At 64.2% G+C, this 15,633-nt stretch carries 13 protein-coding genes; 9 read left to right on the top strand and 4 right to left on the bottom strand.

Annotated features, from left to right (window positions below; translation table 11 throughout):
• Positions 1–45 precede the first annotated feature (45 nt).
• The gene (locus tag EV669_RS02420) at positions 46–1,734 is read right to left on the bottom strand and encodes an AMP-binding protein (RefSeq protein ID WP_132097788.1); all 1,689 of its coding nucleotides are present in this window, start codon (positions 1,732–1,734) and stop codon (positions 46–48) included.
• Positions 1,735–1,879: 145 nt separating this feature from the next.
• Between EV669_RS02420 and EV669_RS02415 the strand changes: the two genes are divergently transcribed.
• The 9 genes from EV669_RS02415 to EV669_RS02375 all read left to right on the top strand — a co-directional run bounded on the left by EV669_RS02415 (position 1,880) and on the right by EV669_RS02375 (position 12,039).
• Positions 1,880–2,284, top strand: coding sequence for a MerR family transcriptional regulator (locus EV669_RS02415; protein ID WP_132097787.1), 405 nt, complete (start codon positions 1,880–1,882; stop codon positions 2,282–2,284).
• 100 nt (positions 2,285–2,384) lie between these two features.
• Entirely contained in the window at positions 2,385–3,554 is a 1,170-nt protein-coding gene (locus EV669_RS02410) for an isovaleryl-CoA dehydrogenase (RefSeq protein ID WP_055433583.1), read from the top strand.
• Between the two features lie 58 nt (positions 3,555–3,612).
• Positions 3,613–5,211 carry a carboxyl transferase domain-containing protein gene (locus EV669_RS02405; protein WP_132097786.1) on the top strand — a complete coding sequence of 533 codons (1,599 nt, stop codon included), beginning with the start codon at positions 3,613–3,615 and terminating at the stop codon, positions 5,209–5,211.
• Between the two features lie 5 nt (positions 5,212–5,216).
• Complete coding sequence (locus EV669_RS02400; protein WP_054284985.1) at positions 5,217–5,732, top strand: GNAT family N-acetyltransferase; 516 nt, start codon at positions 5,217–5,219, stop codon at positions 5,730–5,732.
• A complete protein-coding gene (locus EV669_RS02395) occupies positions 5,729–6,523 on the top strand; it encodes an enoyl-CoA hydratase/isomerase family protein (RefSeq protein WP_054284986.1) in 795 nt (264 codons plus the stop codon). The genes EV669_RS02400 and EV669_RS02395 overlap by 4 nt, the downstream gene beginning before the upstream one ends.
• Positions 6,520–8,574 (top strand): acetyl/propionyl/methylcrotonyl-CoA carboxylase subunit alpha, encoded by a 2,055-nt coding sequence (locus EV669_RS02390; RefSeq protein ID WP_318271281.1) that lies wholly within the window; start codon positions 6,520–6,522, stop codon positions 8,572–8,574. Before EV669_RS02395 ends, EV669_RS02390 begins: the two co-directional genes overlap by 4 nt.
• Positions 8,575–8,612: 38 nt before the next feature.
• Positions 8,613–9,116, top strand: coding sequence for a GyrI-like domain-containing protein (locus tag EV669_RS02385; protein ID WP_132097785.1), 504 nt, complete (start codon positions 8,613–8,615; stop codon positions 9,114–9,116).
• 13 nt (positions 9,117–9,129) lie between these two features.
• Positions 9,130–10,023 (top strand): hydroxymethylglutaryl-CoA lyase, encoded by an 894-nt coding sequence (locus EV669_RS02380; RefSeq protein WP_132097784.1) that lies wholly within the window; start codon positions 9,130–9,132, stop codon positions 10,021–10,023.
• Positions 10,024–10,083: 60 nt separating this feature from the next.
• Positions 10,084–12,039: an acetoacetate--CoA ligase gene (locus tag EV669_RS02375; protein WP_132097783.1), complete on the top strand. Its 1,956-nt coding sequence runs from the start codon at positions 10,084–10,086 to the stop codon at positions 12,037–12,039.
• Between the two features lie 60 nt (positions 12,040–12,099).
• On the opposite strand, the gene EV669_RS02370 is transcribed toward EV669_RS02375, so the two are convergent.
• The 3 genes from EV669_RS02370 to cysS all read right to left on the bottom strand — a co-directional run bounded on the left by EV669_RS02370 (position 12,100) and on the right by cysS (position 15,549).
• A complete protein-coding gene (locus tag EV669_RS02370; protein ID WP_132097782.1) occupies positions 12,100–13,746 on the bottom strand; it encodes an ArnT family glycosyltransferase in 1,647 nt (548 codons plus the stop codon).
• Between the two features lie 100 nt (positions 13,747–13,846).
• Positions 13,847–14,062 (bottom strand): 50S ribosomal protein L31, encoded by a 216-nt coding sequence (gene rpmE / locus EV669_RS02365; RefSeq protein WP_054284991.1) that lies wholly within the window; start codon positions 14,060–14,062, stop codon positions 13,847–13,849.
• A 113-nt stretch (positions 14,063–14,175) separates the two neighbouring features.
• Positions 14,176–15,549: a cysteine--tRNA ligase gene (gene cysS, locus EV669_RS02360; RefSeq protein ID WP_132097781.1), complete on the bottom strand. Its 1,374-nt coding sequence runs from the start codon at positions 15,547–15,549 to the stop codon at positions 14,176–14,178.
• Between the last annotated feature and the right edge of the window lie 84 nt (positions 15,550–15,633).

Below are 15,633 nucleotides of genomic sequence, written 5' to 3'. Positions count from 1 at the left end.
CCCCGGCACAGGCCGGGGCATTGCAGCGCCTGGTCGAAACCGGCCTCAGGCGGTACGGCTTTCCTCCAGCCCCAGCCTCTCCTTCATCTGCTGACGCATGACGAACTTCTGAATCTTGCCGGTGATGGTCATCGGGAAATCGCTGACGAACTCGATGTAGCGCGGAATCTTGTAATGCGCGATCTGTCCTTGGCAGAAGGCCCGCACGCCGTCCGCATCCAGCGACGCCCCCTCGCGCACCCGGATCCAGGCACACAGCTCCTCACCGAAGCGTTCGTCAGGCACACCGATCACCTGTACATCCTGGATATCGGGGTGTCGGTACAGGAACTCCTCGATCTCGCGCGGATAGATGTTCTCGCCGCCGCGGATCACCATATCCTTCACCCGGCCTACGATGTTGCAGTAGCCGGACTCGTCCAGTGTGGCCAGGTCCCCGGTATGCATCCAGCCTGCCACATCGATTGCCTCGCGGGTGCGTGCCTCGTCTTCCCAGTAACCGAGCATCACAGAGTAGCCGCGTGTGAGGAGTTCGCCTGTTTGTCCACGCGGCACAATACGCCCTTCCGGGTCCACGATCTTCACCTCCACATGCGGGTGGATCAGGCCCACAGTGGACACCTTCTTGCTGACCGGCGTATCGGTATGGCTCTGGAAGCTGACCGGGCTGGTCTCGGTCATACCATAGGCGATCGTCACTTCCTCCATATGCATGCGCTCCACCACACGCTTCATCACCTCGATCGGGCACGGGCTGCCGGCCATGATGCCGGTGCGCAGGCTGGAGAGGTCGAATTCGTCGAAGCGGGGATGGTCCAGCACGGCAATAAACATCGTGGGCACCCCGTGCAGTCCGGTGCAGCGTTCGGCCTCCACCGTTTCCAGCACCGCCAGCGGGTCGAAGGCCTCAGAGGGATACACCATCGTGGCGCCATGGGTAACGCACGCCAGGTTGCCCAGCACCATCCCGAAGCAGTGATACAGCGGCACCGGAATGCACAGGCGGTCCTCGGCGGTCAGCCGCATTGCCTCACCGACGAAGAAGCCGTTGTTCAGGATGTTGTGATGCGAAAGTGTGGCGCCCTTGGGGCTGCCGGTAGTGCCGGAAGTGAACTGGATGTTGATCGGCTCGTCGAACTGCAGCGTCTCGCCCCGCTGGGCAAGCGCCTCCAGCGCCTCTTGCCCCGGCGCGTTCAGCAGATCATCGAAATTTAGCATGCCCGGGCTCGTCTCCCGCCCCATGCGGATCACCCAGCGCAACGCCGGCAGGCGGGCCGCGGCGAGCTGGCCGGGAGCCGCACTGGCAAGTTCCGGCGCCAGATCGCCAAGCATGGCCAGGTAGTCACTACTCTTGAAGCTGGGCGAGAGCACCAGCGCCTTGCAGGCCACCTTGTTGAGCGCATATTCCAGTTCGGCACGACGGTAAGCCGGGTTGATGTTGACTAGGATCAGGCCGGCCTTGGCGGTGGCAAACTGCATTAACACCCATTCGACATTGTTCTGCGACCAGATGCCGATGCGATCACCTGCCTCGAGCCCTAATGCCATCAGCCCGCAGGCGAGGCTGTCCACTTGCCGGCGAAGCTCGGCATACGTCCAGCGCACCGACTGGCCTCGCACCACCAACGCTTCCCTTTGTGCGTGCCGGTGGCAGATGTCGTCAAAGAACTGGCCGATGGTCTGACCGATGAGTGGCTGGCTGCTGGCGCCGTGTACGTAGCTGTTGCTGCTCATGAGGTGCGACTCCTCCATTTCCATTCATGCGTGGATGTATTGTTTTTCGGTTCAAGTTACTATTACGTAAACGTAAGCGCAAGACTGCGCAACCATGCCTGCACCCGAACCGTTACAATCGCCGGAAATCGTCAGGAACTTTCCCATGCAAGAACGCGACACCTTCACCATTTCCGACCTGGCCAGCGATTTCGACATCACGCTGCGCACTATCCGCTTCTACGAGGAGCAGGGGCTTATCGAACCTCAGCGCGAAGGACGGCAGCGCATCTTCAACCGGCGTGACCGCGCCCGGCTGAAGCTGATCCTGCGCGGCAAGCGCATCGGGCTTTCCTTATCGGAGATCCGCGAGATCCTCGACCTTTACGAACTGGCGCGCGATGAAGCCAGTCAGTCGCTCAAGCTGCTGCAGCTCCTCAGCGACCGAAAGCAGCAGCTGGAAGAACAACGTCGGGACATTGATGCGGTACTCTCAGAAATCGATATGCTGGAACAGCATTGCCGGACCGTGATCGACCAGATGACCGACAAACCGGTCCACGCCGAATAGCCCCTGTCCTGCCCGCCGGGGCAGTGTTACACGCTATTGACGTTAACGTAAGCGTAATTCAAGATAAAAACCATAACCCTGCTTACAGAGGAGAAACACCATGTTCACCAGCCTGCGTTTTGACTTGGGCGATACGCTGGAAATGCTGCGCGACACTGTCCGTCACTTTGCGGAGACCGAGATTGCACCGCGTGCGGCCGACATCGACCGTGACAACCTCTTTCCAGCCGACCTGTGGCAGAAGTTCGGCGAACTGGGGCTTCTGGGCATCACCGTAGCCGAAGAGTACGGCGGCGCCAACATGGGTTACCTGGCCCACATGATCGCGATGGAGGAGATCTCTCGCGCCAGCGCCTCGGTCGGGCTGTCATACGGTGCGCACTCTAACCTGTGCGTCAACCAGATCCACAAGAACGGCACCGAGGCACAGAAGCGCAAATACCTGCCCAAACTGGTGTCGGGCGAACATGTGGGCGCGCTGGCGATGTCCGAACCCAACGCAGGGTCCGACGTGGTCAGCATGAAGCTGCGCGCTGAACGGCGCGGGGACGTATACGTGCTCAACGGCAGCAAGATGTGGATCACCAATGGCGGCGATGCGGACACCCTGGTGGTGTACGCCAAGACCGACGTGGATGCCGGTCCGCGCGGCATCACCGCTTTCATCATCGAGAAAGGCTTCAAGGGCTTCTCTGCGGGCAGCAAGCTGGACAAGCTGGGGATGCGCGGCTCCAACACCTACCCCATCTTCTTCGACGACTGTGAGGTACCGGCCGAGAACGTGCTGGGCCGGGAAGGCGAAGGGGTGAAGGTGCTGATGAGCGGCCTGGACTATGAACGCGCGGTACTGGCGGCCGGTCCGCTGGGTATCATGCAGGCCTGCATGGACGTGGTGGTGCCTTATCTTTCTGATCGCAAGCAGTTCGGCCAACCCATCGGCGACTTCCAGCTGATGCAGGGCAAGCTGGCCGACATGTATGTGAAGCTGTCCGCCAGCCGTGCGTACGTGTACGCCGTAGGCCAGGCGCTGGACCGTGGCGAGCAAGGCCGCCAGACGCGCAAGGACGCCGCCGGCGCCATCCTGTACGCTGCCGAAGGCGCCACCCAGATGGCGCTGGACGCCATCCAGTGCCTGGGCGGTAACGGCTACATCAACGAATACCCCACCGGCCGCCTGCTGCGTGATGCCAAGCTGTACGAGATCGGAGCCGGAACCAGCGAGATCCGCCGCTGGCTGATCGGCCGCGAACTGATGGCGGAAACCCGCTAAGCCCCGCGGGCGGCCATGTGCCGCCCAGCCCGCACCCCCCACGGAGACCGGACCCATCATGCCCGTGATCGAATCCCGCCTCTCGCCCCGGAACAGCGACTTCCAGGCCAATGCCGAAAAGATGCGCGCCCTGGTGGCGGACCTGAAGGAAAAAGTGGCCCGTGCCGCCCTGGGCGGCGGTGATAAGGCCCGCGAAAAGCACATCGCGCGCGGCAAACTCTTGCCGCGCGAACGTATCGACTTGCTGCTGGACCCGGGCGCGCCGTTCCTAGAGCTGTCGCAACTGGCCGCCTTCGGCATGTACAACGATGAAGCGCCTGGCGCCGGCGTCATCACGGGCATCGGCCGCATCAGCGGCATCGACTGCATGGTGGTCGCCAACGACGCCACTGTAAAGGGCGGCACCTATTACCCGATGACGGTGAAAAAGCACTTGCGCGCGCAGGAGATCGCCCGCGAGAACCGCCTGCCCTGCGTCTATTTGGTCGATTCGGGCGGCGCCTTCCTGCCGCTGCAGGACGAGGTGTTCCCTGACCGCGAGCACTTCGGTCGTATCTTCTACAACCAAGCCAACCTGTCAGCCGCCGGCATTCCGCAGATTGCGGTGGTGATGGGCAGCTGCACCGCCGGTGGCGCCTACGTGCCGGCCATGAGCGACGAGACCGTCATCGTCAAGGAACAGGGCACCATTTTCCTGGGCGGCCCTCCGCTGGTGAAGGCCGCTACCGGTGAAGTGGTGTCGGCCGAAGAACTGGGCGGGGGCGATGTGCACACTCGCATCAGTGGCGTGGCCGACCACTTGGCTCAGAGCGATGCACATGCGCTCGCCATTGCCCGGCGCATCGTAGCCGACCTGAACTGGCAGAAGCAGGGCCGTCTGGACCGAGCCGCACCCACGTCCCCCCGATACCCGGTGGAGGAGCTCTACGGCGTGATCCCCGCCGACCCTAAGAAGCCCTTTGATGTGCGCGAGATCATCGCCCGCCTGGTGGACGACTCTGACTTCGACGAATTCAAGCAAAACTATGGCACCACACTGGTCACCGGCTTTGCCCGCCTCAACGGCTACCGCGTCGGCATCATTGCCAACAACGGTATCCTGTTTTCCGAGTCGGCGCTAAAGGGCGCCCACTTTGTCGAACTGTGCTGCCAGCGTGGCATTCCGCTGATCTTCCTGCAGAACATCACCGGCTTCATGGTGGGCAAGAAATACGAAAACGGCGGCATCGCCAAGGACGGCGCCAAGCTGGTCACCGCCGTGGCCTGCGCCAGCGTGCCCAAGTTCACCGTACTGATCGGCGGCAGCTTCGGCGCGGGCAACTACGGCATGTGCGGCCGCGCCTACAGCCCGCGCTTTTTGTGGATGTGGCCCAACAGCCGCATCTCGGTGATGGGGGGCGAACAGGCCGCCGGCGTCCTTGCCCAGGTCAAGCGCGACCAGCTGGGCGAAGGTTGGCCGAAGGAGGAGGAAGAGGCCTTCAAGGCCCCCATCCGTGACCAGTACGAGCAGCAGGGTCACCCCTACTATGCCAGCGCCCGACTGTGGGACGACGGCGTGATCGACCCGGCGCAGACCCGGGACGTACTCGCCCTGGCGCTGGAAGCTGCGCTGTCCGCGCCGGTCGAACAAACACGCTTCGGCGTGTTCCGGATGTGAGGTCGATGATGCGCACACTCGACCCGGCCATAACATTGGAGCCGCAAACCGCCGACCACGCCGTCGAGCTTTATCCGCTGCTGGCGGACCCGGCACTGTATACCTATATCGACCGCCCACCGCCGGACAATCTCGAAGCTTTCACCAACCGCCTGCGACGACTGGAGTCCCGACGCTCGCCGGATGGCAGCCAGCAGTGGCTGAACTGGGCAGTCAGGCTGGAGGATGGTGAGCTTGCGGGTTACGTCGAGGCCACCGTCTATCCGGATGCGGCAGCCGACATCGCTTACGTACTGGGCTCGCGCTTCCATCGCCGCGGCATCGCCACCGTGGCCTGCCGCCAGATGCTGGAGCGTTTGCGCGTCGAGTGCCACGTCGCGCACTGCTATGCCACGGCCGATCGCCGCAACCTGGCTTCAACCGCGCTATTGAACAAATTGGGTTTCTGCGAGGGGCACCACCACCCCCACTATCCGGTCTCGCCAGAAGACGTGCTCTACTTCCTGGAGATGCAGGCATGAGCTACACCACACTGCAAATCGAACATACCGGCAAGGTAGCCACCATCTGGCTGAACCGCCCGGAACTGCACAACGCGCTGAACGAAGCGCTGATCGCCGAGCTGACCGAGGCGGTGTGCCAGCTCAACCGCGACGAAGCCGTGCGCGTCATCGTGCTGGCCGGCCGCGGCAAGAGCTTCTGCGCCGGCGCGGATCTCGACTGGATGCGTCGCGCCGCCGGCTACAGCGAAGCCGAAAACCTGGCCGACGCGCAAAAACTGGCCACCATGCTCAAAGCCATTTACCGCAGTGCCAAACCGGTAATCGCCCGCATCCACGGCGCAGCGATGGCCGGCGGTACGGGTCTCGCAGCGGTGTGCGACATCGCCATCGCTACCGATGCCGCCAAGTTCGCCCTGACCGAGGTGCGGCTGGGCCTGATCCCGGCCACCATCGGCCCTTACGTCGCCGATGCCATCGGTCCCCGCCAGGCGCGGCGCTACTTCCTCTCCGCCGAGCGCATTCCGGCTGCCACTGCCCGCAAGATCGGGCTGGTTCACGAACTGGTGGCGGAAGAATTGCTGGACTCGCGGGTGGCAGAAATCGCCGAAGAGCTGGCCAAGGGCGCGCCCGGCGCGCTCCGCGAAGCCAAGGCACTGCTGGCGGAACTGCGCGAGGGCTCGCCTTGGGACGACGCGTTGCTGGAGCATACCGCCGGCCGCATCGCTGCCATTCGCGCCGGCGACGAGGCGCGCGAGGGGCTGGCTGCCTTCTTTGACAAACGCCCCCCGGCCTGGCAGGAGAACCGATGATGCACGCCTACCCGACCCCGATTGCTTCCGCTGCGGCTTCGGCCAACCCGGAACCCCCGGCCAGCGCACAGAGTGCACGGCCGATGTTCCGCACGCTGTTGGTGGCCAACCGCGGCGAAATTGCCTGCCGCGTCATCAAGACCGCCCGTGCGATGGGCCTGCGCACCGTGGCGGTATATTCCGACGCCGATGCCAATGCACGTTTCGTGAAACTGGCCGACGAGGCCTGGCACCTGGGTCCCGCACCGGCAGCCGAATCCTATCTACGGGCAGACCGTATCCTGGAGGTAGCTCACGCCAGCGGTGCCGAAGCCATCCATCCCGGCTACGGCTTCCTGTCGGAAAACGAGGACTTTGCCGCCGCCTGCGAGGCGGCGGGCATTGCCTTTGTTGGCCCGCCTGCGTCGGCCATTGCCGCCATGGGCAGCAAGTCTGCTGCCAAGGCTTTGATGGAGAAGGCGCGCGTCCCGCTGGTGCCCGGCTACCACGGCGACGAGCAGGCACCGGACTTCCTGCAGGCGCAGGCAGATGCCATCGGCTATCCGGTGCTGATCAAGGCCAGCGCCGGCGGCGGCGGCAAAGGCATGCGCATCGTCGGGAAAAGTGCCGATTTCGAAGCAGCGCTAGCCAGTTGCCAACGCGAGGCCCGCGCCAGCTTCGGTGACGACAAGGTCCTGATCGAGAAATACCTCACCCGACCGCGCCATGTGGAAATCCAGGTTTTCGCCGATCAGTATGGAGACTGCGTCTACCTGTTTGAACGCGACTGCTCGGTGCAGCGCCGCCATCAGAAGGTGCTGGAGGAGGCCCCTGCCCCGCACCTGCCAGCCGAAACCCGCCGCGCCATGGGCGAGGCCGCCGTGGCCGCCGCACGCGCGGTGGGCTACGTCGGAGCCGGCACCGTCGAGTTCATCATGGATGTGGACAGCGGCCGCTTCTACTTCATGGAGATGAATACCCGGCTGCAGGTGGAGCACCCCGTTACCGAGATGATCACCGGGCAGGACCTGGTCGCCTGGCAGCTCAAAGTGGCGGCCGGCCAGCCACTGCCGCTGACCCAGCAGCAGTTGGCCATCCACGGGCACAGCATCGAAGCGCGTATCTATGCAGAAGACCCGGACAAAGGCTTCCTTCCGGCCACCGGTACGCTGTTGCATTTGCGGCCTCCGGCGGAGTCCGACCAGGTACGGGTGGACACCGGGGTGCTGCAGGGCGACAGCATCAGCCCCTTCTACGACCCGATGATTGCCAAGCTGATCGTATGGGGCGAGACACGCGAGGCCGCCTTGCAACAGATGGATGCTGCGCTCGCCGCCTATGAGGTAGTGGGCGTCACCACCAACCTGCGCTTCCTGCGTCGCATCGTCGCCAATGCGGACTTCGCCAGCGGCAATGTGGACACTGGCCTGATCGCACGTCACCAGGACAGCCTGCTGCCACCACCCGTTGCGCCCGGTGCCGAAGAACTGGCACTGTTTGCCTTGGCCGAAGCGCTTGCGAGCGGTCCGGATACCCCGGAAGCCGCCGCGTCTTTGGCAGGCTGGCGGCTCAACGGCCCTGCAAGGCGGCGCTTCCTCTTCCGTCAGGGAGAGCACTCTCATACGGTGGTCCTGTGCGGTACCCCGGGTGCGCTGACCCTGGAGGTGGATGGCCAGACCCTGCAGGCCACGGCCCGGCTCGAAGGTACCCGGCTGACGGCGGTGATCGATGGCCACCGCCGCAATGCCGCCTGGGTACGGCATGGATCACAGCGGGTGCTGTTCGCTGAAGGCGAGCGATGGCTGGTGGAGCATGTGGATCCGTATGCTTTCAGCGAGGCCGGCAGCCATGGCGAAGCCCATCTGCGCGCCCCGATGCCCGGCCGGGTGGTGGCGCTGATGGCCGAGCCCGGTCAGCGGGTGGCACGTGGCGCGCCCTTGCTGATTCTGGAAGCGATGAAGATGGAGCACACCATCGCCGCGCCGGCCGACGGTGTGGTGAAGGCCCTCTACTTTGCGCCCGGCGAACAGGTGAGCGATGGCGACGAACTCGTGGACTTCGAGGCGGATTGAGGACGAGGACGCCCCCGGCACAGAGGACGATACAGACGATGACTCCGCAGATTACCGAACACCCCGGCATGACGCTGGCCGGGTTTTCCATACACACCGGGCTGGCCGGTTCGGCCAACCTGCGCGACATCCCGGCCTTCTGGCAGCACTACAGCCAGCACCATCGGGCCGCGCTGCTGGCAGCGCTCGGCACGCAGACCGCTCCGGAGTACGGCGTGGTCTGCCGTTTCGACCCCTATACCGGCAGCTTCGACTATCTGGTGGGTATGGAGTGGCCTGAAGGCCACCCACTGCCCGAGGGCGCAGAGCGTTACATCTTGGCGCCGGCCACCTACGCCGTCTTCACCACACCTCCCGCTGCCACCGACGCCGACTTCCGGGCAGGCATCGTCGACACATGGCAGGCAATCTACCGCGACTGGCTGCCCGCGTCGGCGTGGCAGGCCGCGCCGCGCGAGGTCTTCGAGCGTTATGACGGCCGCTGCCTGCCAGGCCGGCCTGACCGACAGATCGACATCTACCAGCCGGTCATCCCGCGCTGACCAGGAACATCGCATGGACAAGGCAAGAATCGTCGAAGTGGGTCCGCGCGACGGACTGCAGAACGAAAAGGGCGTGATTCCGCTCGCCACCAAAGTGGAGTTGGTGCAGAGGTTAGCCGAAAGCGGCCTGTCCACCATTGAGGCCGGGGCCTTCGTCTCGCCCAAGTGGGTGCCCCAGATGGCGGACACGGCCGCACTGCTGGCCACGCTGGACCTCGGTGGGCCGGTGCACTACCCGGTGCTGGTGCCCAACGACCGGGGGCTGGACGCTGCGCTGGAAGCCGGGGTGCGCGAGATCGCCGTGTTCGGCGCCGCCAGCGAAGCCTTCAGCCAGAAGAACATCAACGCCACCATCTCGGAGAGCCTGAAGCGCTTCGAATCGGTGATGCACCGGGCGCAACAGGCTGGTATACGCGTGCGGGGCTATGTGTCCTGCGTGGTGGGCTGTCCTTATGAAGGCGAGGTCGCCCCGCGCAAGGTAGCCGAGGTGGCCGCGGAGCTTCACGCCATGGGCTGCTATGAGGTGTCGCTGGGTGACACCATCGGCGTCGGTACCCCGCGACAAGTGCAGGCGATGCTGGAAGCAGTGATGCGGACAGTGCCGGTAGAGCGGCTGGCCGGACATTTCCACGATACCTACGGCATGGCCGTGGCCAACATCCATGCGGCCTATGCCGCAGGCGTGCGCACCTTCGATGCTTCGGTGGCCGGACTGGGCGGTTGTCCCTATGCGCAGGGCGCTTCCGGCAACGTGGCCACCGAGGACGTAGCCTACCTGCTTCACGGGCTGGGCGTGGAGACCGGTATTGATCTCTCCCGCCTGGTGGCAACGGCCTGGTTCATTGCCGATGCGCTGGGCCGGGCACCGGCCTCGCGGGTGGCCCATGCGCTGGGCCGCCCCGCCTGACGGACTGCCTTTTCACAATGACATCAGCGGCTTGCCCTGCGCAAGACCGGGAGGAGACCCATGCAAGACGCCCCACTCTGGCAGCCGGACGCCCATCGACTGGCGGCTGCCCATCTCACCGCCTTCACGCGCTTGGCCGAAACAGCTTTCGACCAGGCGCTTCCCGATTATCACAGCCTGTGGCAGGCCAGCTGCGAGCGGCCCGACCGTTTCTGGTCGCTGGTATGGGATTACACCGGCGTCATCGGCAACAAGGGGCAGACGCTGCTGTCCGATCCCGAAGACATGTTGCGGGCGCGCTTCTTTCCGGACGCTGCGCTCAACTATGCCGAGAACATGCTCCGCCGCCATGACGACGGTCTGGCCATTGCCTTCTGGGGTGAAGACAAGGTCAAGCGCGAGATGCGGTGGCAGGCGCTCAGCGCGCTGGTATCACAACTGCAGCAGGCTCTGGCGGGCGCCGGCGTGCAGCAGGGCGACCGGGTGGCGGGCTTCATGCCCAACATGCCCGAAACCATCGCGGCCATGCTGGCGGCCGCCAGCCTCGGCGCCATCTGGACCAGCTGCTCACCCGACTTCGGGGTGGACGGGGCGCTGGACCGCTTCGGCCAGACCGAACCGGTGGTGCTATTCTGCCCCGATGGCTACTGGTACAACGGCAAGCCGGTGGAAATCCGGGATAAGGTCGTACGCTTGGCCGAAGGGCTGGCTTCGGTACGCAAGGTGGTGGTAGTGCCTTATCTGGACAATGCATCGGCCTTTGCCGCTGCCGTGCCCAAGGCCGTCAGCCTGGAAGCCTTCACCGCGCCCTATCTTGCCGGACCGCTCACGTTCGCACGTGTGCCCTTCAATCACCCTCTCTTCATCCTGTACTCAAGCGGCACCACTGGCAAACCCAAGTGCATCGTGCACGGGCACGGTGGCACACTGCTGCAGCATCTCAAAGAGCACCAACTGCACGGCGACATACACGCCGGCGACCGCCTGTTCTACTTCACCACCTGCGGCTGGATGATGTGGAACTGGCTGGCCTCCGGCCTGGGCACGGGTGCCACCCTACTGCTGTACGACGGCTCGCCCTTCGCGGCCGGCGGCCGCATCCTCTGGGACTATGCTCAAGCTTACCGCTGCACCCACTTCGGCACTTCGGCCAAGTACATCGACGGGCTGCGCAAGCTGGAGCTGGAACCCATACGGCACTGGTCGCTGACCGAGCTACGCGCCCTCTTCTCCACCGGCTCGCCGCTGGCGCCTGAGAGTTTTGAGTGGGTGTACCGGGCGATCAAGGCCGATCTCAACCTGGCGTCGATTTCCGGAGGCACCGACATCGTGTCGTGCTTCGCACTGGGCTGCCCCACCCTACCGGTGTACCGGGGCGAGCTGCAATGTCGCGGCCTGGGGATGGCGGTGGAGATCCGCGACGAGCACGGGCAACCCGTTGTGGGAAAGAAGGGAGAGCTGGTCTGCACCCGCCCCTTCCCCAGTATGCCGGTCGGATTCTGGAACGACCCGCAGGGCGAGAAATACCGCAGTGCCTACTTCAGCCGCTTCGACGGCATCTGGTGTCATGGAGACTATGCGGAGATCACCGCCCACAACGGTGTCATCATCTATGGGCGCTCCGATGCGGTGCTCAATCCGGGAGGCGTGCGCATCGGTACGGCGGAAATCTACCGGCAGGTGGAGGCATTCGAGGAAGTACTGGAAAGCCTGGCCATTGGACAGCGCTGGCAGGACGACGAGCGGGTGGTGCTATTCGTACGGCTACGCGAAGGCTACCGCTTGGACGAGGGCTTGACACAGCGCATTCGCGACCGCATCCGTCAGGGTGCTAGCCCACGGCACATGCCGGCGCGCGTCATCCAGGTCGCCGACATACCGCGCACGCTGAGCGGCAAGATCGTCGAGCTGGCGGTCAAAAACGTCATCCACGGCGAGCCGGTCAATAATCTCTCGGCGCTCGCCAACCCCGAAGCACTCAAGCTGTTCGAAAACCTGCCGCAGCTTCAGCACTAACAGCGTCGAGGGACCATGAAAGAAGCCACCCCGTAGGGTGGCTTCTTCCGTTTGAGGCCGTCAGCCTGATGTGCGCTGCAAGAGCCCGAACAGCTCGTTCTTCTCTCGCGGGCGGGCACCCTCCCAGAGCAGGGTCCAGCCGGGTTCGGCCAAGCCCTGGGCGCGGTTGCGCACCACGAGCCGGAAATCACAAGGCACCGCCTCTTCGCGCGCAAAGGGACGCAGCACCAGGTCGCCGTAATAGGCCCAGCTGATGCGGGCAATTTGGTTGTTGCTCTCGGTGGCCACGCACTCCGCCTCGCGCGGCAGCACAGCCATCATCCGCTCCACCACCGGCCGGTAGCTCTTTGCGGCGTCCAGCCAGGGCAGCCATAACGTTAACGCCAAGCCCCAGCAAAGCGTCATCCCAGCTGCCCAGTTGGTCACTGCCTGCCGGCCACGCAGGTGACGACGTGTTACCGCCCACACCCAGGCGGCGGTTGCCACCAGCGCGCAGCCAGCGGCAAGCAGCGACACCTCCGGCTGGTAATACGGGCTAAAGTAGGCGGCGCGGCGTGCCAGCCGCTCGGGCCAGCCAAAGTTCATCGCCGCCCAGCCCGCCCAGATCAGAAGACCGAACAGGCCAAAAGCCATCAGGCCGAACCAGTTGAGGAAGGACGCCGCCCCTCGGCGCAGGGTATCCAGCTCCACCGCGCCCAGCACCGCCAGCGGCAGGAGCAGTGGCAGGGCATATTCCGAGCTCTGCCGGTCGGACAGCGTGAGCAGCACGATCACCACGGCAAAGAACATTAGCGGCAGCTGCAGCAGGGGACGCTGCAAGCGCCGGTTGCGGTACAGCGTCCAAGCGGCCAACGGCCAAGCAGGCCAGGTGTACCACAGCGACACAAGGCCGTAGTAGCCAAAGTCATGGAAAAGACCGATGCGTCCGAAGCCGTTGATCGGCCCCAGCGCGCGTACCTGCCACCATTCTGTCAGTACTGCTGGCGCCGCCCTTCCCAGCATCCAGGGCCAGAAAAGCGACACAGGGATCGAGAGGCCGAGCGCGATGCCCAAAGTAATCAGGTAGCGGTTGCTGCGCCAGGCGCGGAAGGCGGGCAGCACCAGGGCGACCATCCACACCAAGGCGACCTCCAGCAGGCTGGAGGAGAGGAACAGCGCCACCGTTGCCAGCGCCAGCAATGCGCCGGCCAAGCCCGGCGCACGCAGGGTGAGCGCAAGGGCATAGAAGGCGGCGGCGAAGCCTGCGAAGGCGGCTACTGCGGTGTTGAGCTGGTGCCCGGTGGCGATCAGCCCCACGCAGCCGATCAGGATCATTACTACGCTGCGTCCGTGACGCCGCCCGACCAGCTCGCGTCCGGCCCCACCGGCAAAGGTGAGTCCCAGTGCCATGAAAAAGGGGGTGGCCAGTCGGGCCGCGTCCGGCAGTGACAGCCAGTCCGGGGCCAGCCAGTAGCCGAAGGTAGCCGCCACCCAGTAATAGAGCGGGGGCGCCTCCAGATAAGGGGTGTCGCCGATCATCGGCACCACCCAGTTGCCGGTGTCGAGCATGGTTTCCACCACGGCCAGCACGTAGGGCTCGTCCGGCTTCCACGGGTCGTGGCCGAAGATGCCCGGCCACAGCCAGATGAAACACAGCAGTAGCAGCAGCCACGGCTTCTCGGTGGGCTTGGGAAGATGGTGGTCGGAGTGTGGGGAGTAGGTCAGCATGAAACCGGGGCAAACGGGGAAAACAGGGCAAGCTTAACTGCTGGGCAACAAAAAAGGCAGCGAAAGCTGCCTTTGGGTGTTCTTGCGGTCCGCGCGCGGATCAGCGCTTGAAGAAGCCGCCGAACTTCTGGTTGAACTTGTCAACGCGGCCGGCGGTGTCAACGATCTTCTGCTTGCCGGTGTAGAACGGATGGCACTGGGAGCACACTTCAATGTGGAAGTTGTCCTTGCCCATGGTGGACTTGGTGACGAACTGGTTGCCGCAGGAGCAGGCCACGGTCACGTCTTTGTAAGCCGGCTGGATATCGGTTTTCATTTACGGTTCCTTAGAGTAACGGGCACAGGGGTTTTGCCTGTGCTGCTTGCGAAACAATGGATTATCCGCCTTTTGACAAGGCTTGACAAGCCGCGCAACGCGCGGCCTGCAGTTCACGCCCGGCGCCAAGTAGTACCCTGCGGGCCATCCTCCAGCACCACGCCTTGAGCCAGCAGCGCATCACGGATGCGGTCGGATTCGGCCCAGTTGCGGCTGGCCCGCGCTGCCTTGCGTTCGGCAATCAGGGCCTCGATCGCCTGCGCCGACAGCTCGCCCTCTCCTGCCCCGGCTTGGAGGAAGTCTTCGGGATCACGCTGCAGGAGCCCTAGTACGCCCGCCAGGTCTTTCAGGAGCCGTGCCTGCTGCAGGTCATGCGTCTTGTTCACTTCCCCTGCGAGCTCGAACAGTACTGCTACCGCTTCGGAAGTGTTGAAGTCGTCGTCCATGGCGGCCTTGAAGCGGGCAGCCATCGGCTGGTTCCAGTCGATGCCGGTAGACGCCGGCAACTCAAGGCCGCGCAGGGCCGTGTACAGACGGGTAAGGCCTTGCTTGGCATCCTGCAGGATGGTGTCGGTGTAATTGACCGGACTGCGATAGTGACTGCGCACGATGAAGAAGCGGATCACCTCGCCGTCGAAGTGTTGCAGCACGTCGCGGATGGTGAAGAAGTTGCCCAGGCTCTTGGACATTTTCTCACCATCCACGTTGATGAAGCCATTGTGCAGCCAGTAGTTGACGTACTTGTGGCCGTGCGCGCCCTCGGACTGGGCAATTTCGTTCTCATGGTGAGGGAACTGCAGGTCCTCGCCACCCCCATGGATGTCGAAATGCTCGCCCAGATGGTGGCAGCTCATCACCGAGCACTCGATGTGCCAGCCGGGACGGCCCGGCCCCCAAGGGCTGTCCCAGGCGGGTTCGCCCGGCTTCGCCGCCTTCCACAGCACGAAATCGAGCGGATCGCGCTTGTTCGGGTCGATCTCTACGCGCTCGCCGGCCCGCAGCTTGTCCAGCGTGCGGCCGGAGAGCTTGCCGTAGCCCTCGAACTCGCGCACAGCGTAGTAGACGTCGCCATTGGCCGCCGGATAGGCCTTGCCGTTTTGGATCAGCTGTTCGATCAACCGAATCATGCCTTCGACGTGGTGCGTGGCGCGCGGCTCGTGGGTGGGCGGCAGCAGGCCCAGCGCGGCGGCATCCTGATGCATGTCGGCGATGGTTTCTTCCACCAGCTGCTCGGGGGTGATGCCACGCTCGAGCGCGCGGTTGATGATCTTGTCCTCGATGTCAGTGATGTTGCGCACGTAGGTCACGTCGTACCCCGATTCGCGCAGCCAGCGGTAGATGACGTCGAAGGCGGCCAGCATGCGCGCATGGCCGATGTGGCAGAGGTCGTAAACGGTCATGCCACACACGTACATCCGCACCTTGCCGGGTTCGATCGGTTGGAATACTTCTTTCTGGCGCGTAAGCGTGTTGTACAGGGTCAGCATGACGGCGTTCACCTCGGGTGGAAAAAGAAAAACACTTGGTATTGTAGCAAAGCGGTCAAGCCCCCCGTGGCCCACCAGAAAAAA

The organism is Gulbenkiania mobilis, from assembly GCA_004346645.1.
Classification (GTDB): Bacteria; Pseudomonadota; Gammaproteobacteria; order Burkholderiales; family Chromobacteriaceae; genus Gulbenkiania; species Gulbenkiania mobilis.
This window is presented reverse-complemented; position numbering and strand designations above follow the sequence as displayed.

Bases quoted from the DNA above. Each gene is read 5' to 3' on its own strand.
- EV669_RS02370 (WP_132097782.1), bottom strand. From the start codon at position 13,746: ATGCTGACCTACTCCCCACACTCCGACCACCATCTTCCCAAGCCCACC.
- rpmE (WP_054284991.1), bottom strand. From the start codon at position 14,062: ATGAAAACCGATATCCAGCCGGCTTACAAAGACGTGACCGTGGCCTGC.
- EV669_RS02380 (WP_132097784.1), top strand. From the start codon at position 9,130: ATGGACAAGGCAAGAATCGTCGAAGTGGGTCCGCGCGACGGACTGCAG.
- EV669_RS02375 (WP_132097783.1), top strand. From the start codon at position 10,084: ATGCAAGACGCCCCACTCTGGCAGCCGGACGCCCATCGACTGGCGGCT.
- cysS (WP_132097781.1), bottom strand. From the start codon at position 15,549: ATGCTGACCCTGTACAACACGCTTACGCGCCAGAAAGAAGTATTCCAA.
- EV669_RS02400 (WP_054284985.1), top strand. From the start codon at position 5,217: ATGATGCGCACACTCGACCCGGCCATAACATTGGAGCCGCAAACCGCC.
- EV669_RS02390 (WP_318271281.1), top strand. From the start codon at position 6,520: ATGATGCACGCCTACCCGACCCCGATTGCTTCCGCTGCGGCTTCGGCC.
- EV669_RS02405 (WP_132097786.1), top strand. From the start codon at position 3,613: ATGCCCGTGATCGAATCCCGCCTCTCGCCCCGGAACAGCGACTTCCAG.
- EV669_RS02410 (WP_055433583.1), top strand. From the start codon at position 2,385: ATGTTCACCAGCCTGCGTTTTGACTTGGGCGATACGCTGGAAATGCTG.
- EV669_RS02395 (WP_054284986.1), top strand. From the start codon at position 5,729: ATGAGCTACACCACACTGCAAATCGAACATACCGGCAAGGTAGCCACC.
- EV669_RS02415 (WP_132097787.1), top strand. From the start codon at position 1,880: ATGCAAGAACGCGACACCTTCACCATTTCCGACCTGGCCAGCGATTTC.
- EV669_RS02420 (WP_132097788.1), bottom strand. From the start codon at position 1,734: ATGAGCAGCAACAGCTACGTACACGGCGCCAGCAGCCAGCCACTCATC.
- EV669_RS02385 (WP_132097785.1), top strand. From the start codon at position 8,613: ATGACTCCGCAGATTACCGAACACCCCGGCATGACGCTGGCCGGGTTT.